The organism is Priestia sp. SRI_019 (assembly GCF_057586255.1).
The window spans coordinates 1-921 of record NZ_JBYCZN010000029.1; the positions used below are offsets into that span (position 1 = coordinate 1).

1 protein-coding gene is annotated in these 921 nt (G+C 66.8%); it reads left to right on the top strand.

Annotated features, from left to right (window positions below; all coding sequences use genetic code 11):
- Window positions 1–921: phospholipase effector Tle1 domain-containing protein (locus AC2YJL_RS27630; protein ID WP_487375095.1), on the top strand; the 921-nt coding region annotated here is incomplete at both ends.

The window sequence follows — 921 nt, forward strand, 5'->3', positions numbered from 1 at the left end:
CTTCCTGCCCGAGGGCAGCGAGCACATCATGGAGCCGAGCATGGAGGAGCACAGCCATGCCATGTCACTGGAGCACTACAAGCCCCAGCCCCATTGCGACGTGCCGCTGTACATCGGCGTGTTCTTCGATGGCACGAACAACAACCGCGACCGCGACGAGCCGCTGCGCGAGCACAGCAATGTCGCGCGCCTGTACAACGCCCATCCCGCAGTGGACGCACCCCCGCCGGGGCGGCGCGAACTGGGTCACTACCGTATCTACGTCCCCGGCGTGGGCACGCGGTTTGACGCCAACGAGGAATGGCGCGAGAGCATGGAGGGCATGTCCCTGGGGAAGGGCGGGCAGGCCCGCATCTTGTTCGGCCTGCTGGAAGTCATCAACGCCGTGCACAAGGCCTTCGCCCAAGATCAGCCGCTGTTCCAGCCAGAAGCCATCACCGAGAAGCTGTACGACTACGTGCAGCGGGTCGAGGTGGGCGTGCAGGACATCTACAGGAACAACGTCACCATTCGCGAGAGCCGGCGCGCCTGGATGGAACGGCTGGCCACCGAGGTCCAGGCCTCGATCCAGAAAGCCCACGGGGGCCGCGAGCGCCCGCACTACCCCTTCATCCGCGTCAACGTCTTCGGCTTCTCACGCGGCGCCGCCCAGGCACGGACCTTCTGCTACTGGCTGAACGAACTCGTAGGCCCGGACCGCCAGCTCGCCGGCATCCCGGTGCAGCTGGGCTTCGTGGGCCTGTTCGACTGCGTGGCCTCGGTGGGCCTGTCCCACTCGGTCAACCGCTCCCTGCTGGGTCTGGGGTTCATGGACGGCCACTTCGACTGGGCCGAGGAGATCCTGGGCGACCTGCCGGTGCTGGCCGACCGCTGCGTGCACATGGTCGCGGGGCACGAACAGCGGCTGAACTTCCCGCTCAC